General features: G+C 62.5%; 2 protein-coding genes and 1 pseudogene. All 3 read left to right on the top strand.

Annotation, left to right across the window (positions count from 1 at the left end; genetic code table 11):
• On the top strand, positions 1-1,247 hold a 1,247-nt coding region (gene secY, locus ACE3O8_RS13400), incomplete at its 5' end, for a preprotein translocase subunit SecY (protein WP_374390539.1).
• Positions 1,244-1,843, top strand: a pseudogene (locus ACE3O8_RS13395) (adenylate kinase). The gene secY and the pseudogene ACE3O8_RS13395, both read left to right, overlap by 4 nt.
• A gap of 160 nt (positions 1,844-2,003) precedes the next feature.
• Positions 2,004-2,317: 30S ribosomal protein S13 (rpsM, locus tag ACE3O8_RS13390; protein WP_374390537.1), on the top strand; the 314-nt coding region annotated here is incomplete at its 3' end.

Here is a 2,317-nt window from a genome sequence, read left to right as displayed (position 1 = left end):
TGGGTGCGCTGATCGTCTTTCGGCTCGGAACCTATGTGCCGATGCCCGGTATCGACCCGGCCGCCTATTCGTCCGCCTTCCAGGGCCAGAGCCAGGGCATCCTGGGCATTTTCAACATGCTGGCCGGCGGTGCCGTCGGACGCATGGCGATTTTCGCGCTCGGCATCATGCCATACATCTCGGCCTCGATCATCGTCCAGCTTCTGGCGACGGTGTCGCCGCGTCTGGAGGCGCTGAAGAAGGAAGGCGAAGCGGGCCGCAAGGCCCTCAATCAGTACACGCGTATGGGCACGGTCGTGCTCGCCGCGATCCAGGCCTTCGGCATCGCCGTCGGGCTTCAGAATTCAGAGGGCGTCGTCTCTAACCCGGGGCCATTTTTCATCGCGTCCAGCGTAATCACGCTGACCGGTGGGACACTCTTTCTGATGTGGCTTGGCGAGCAGATCACATCGCGTGGCGTCGGCAACGGCATCTCGCTGATCATCTTCTCGGGCATCGTCGCGGCCTATCCGGGCGCCTTCTACAACACGTTCGAGATGGGCCGGAACGGCTCGCTGTCGGTGATCGGCATCCTGATCTTCTTCGCCATCATTGCGGCGACGATCTTCGGCATCGTTTATTTCGAACGGGCGCAGCGCCGGCTCCTGGTTCAGTACCCCAAACGCCAGGTCGGGCAGAACCGCCAGACGGGCGGCGAATCCTCTCACCTGCCTCTGAAGGTCAACACGGCCGGCGTCATTCCGCCGATCTTCGCATCGTCGCTGCTGCTCCTGCCGCTGACCTTCCTGCAGTTCCAGCAGGACGCACCGGAATGGCTGCAGACCGTGGCTATCTACCTCAATCACGGCCAGCCCCTCTACATGGTGCTGTACGGCATTCTCATCGTCTTCTTCTGTTTTTTCTATACGGCGATCGTCTTCAATCCGTCCGACACAGCCGACAATCTGAAAAAGTATGGCGGCTTCATTCCCGGCATCCGTCCGGGTAAGCGGACCGCTGACTATATCGATCATGTTCTGACCCGGCTGACGGTCGTCGGAGCGATTTATCTCACCGTGGTCTGCTTGGTGCCGGAGTTCATCCTCAACACCTATGGCCAGGGTTTCGCCTTCCACTTCGGCGGCACCTCGCTGTTGATTCTGGTCAGCACGACCATGGACACTGTCGCCCAGATCCAGAGCCATCTGCTCGCGCACCAGTATGACGGGCTGATCAAGAAAGCCCGACTCAAAGGGGCGCGGAAATGAACCTGATCCTCCTGGGCCCCCCGGGGGCCGGCAAAGGGACCCAGGCCCAGCGCCTGGAATCCGGCCGCGGCCTGAAGCAGCTTTCGACCGGCGATATGCTGCGGGCGGCGATCGCCGCAGGTTAAGATGTCGGTGTCAAGGCCAAGGAGATCATGGATCGCGGCGATCTCGTCCCGGACGAGGTCGTCATCGGCATCATCGCCGACCGGCTGCAGCAGCCCGACTGTGCAAGAGGCGCCATTTTCGACGGATTTCCGCGCACCGTGGCCCAGGCCGACGCTCTCGACCGGCTGCTGGCAGAGCGGGGCTCCAAGCTGGACTGCGTCATCGAATTCGCCGTGGACGACGCCATTCTGATCGAGCGCGTGATGCGCCGGGCCGCTGCCGACGAGGCCGCCGGCAAGCCGGTGCGCTCAGACGACCGCCCGGACGTGTTTCCGAACCGTCTGGCCAAGTATCATCGGGATACTGCACCGCTGATCGCGCACTACCGGGCCAAGGGCCTGTTGCGCTCGGTTGACGGGATGCAGCCTGTGGAAACGGTAACGGCAGCTATTTCTGCGGTTCTGGGAACTGCCGAGGCGCAGTTTTCTTAAGGAATCGCGTTGACGGCGGGGGTCGCCTGAGTATACTCCGCCGCTCAATTTTGGACCCCCGACTCTGGCGCCCGGAACCGGCGATGTGCGGCAAACCTGCCGCTAGTCGTGGTTCCCACTATGGCCCGGCGGGATGCCGGGAAGAACGAGGAGACTGACGGTGGCGCGTATCGCTGGCGTGAACATTCCGACGGGCAAGCGCGTTCATATCGCGCTGCGCTATATCCATGGCATCGGTCCCAACCATGCCGACGCGATCTGCAAGCAGCTGCGTATCGACGAATCGCGGCGTGTGAACCAGCTCTCGGACGCCGAGGTCATCCAGATTCGCGAGATCATCGACCGCGAATACGTGGTCGAGGGCGATCTGCGCCGCGAGACGGCCATGAACATCAAGCGGCTGATGGACCTGGGCTGCTATCGCGGCCTGCGTCACCGCAAGAATTTGCCCGTACGCGGCCAGCGCACGCACAC

The organism is Sandaracinobacter sp. (assembly GCF_041909755.1).
Classification (GTDB): Bacteria; Pseudomonadota; Alphaproteobacteria; order Sphingomonadales; family Sphingomonadaceae; genus Sandaracinobacteroides.
The sequence above is the reverse complement of the archived record's forward strand: the minus strand, read 5'-3'. Positions and strand labels throughout refer to the sequence as shown.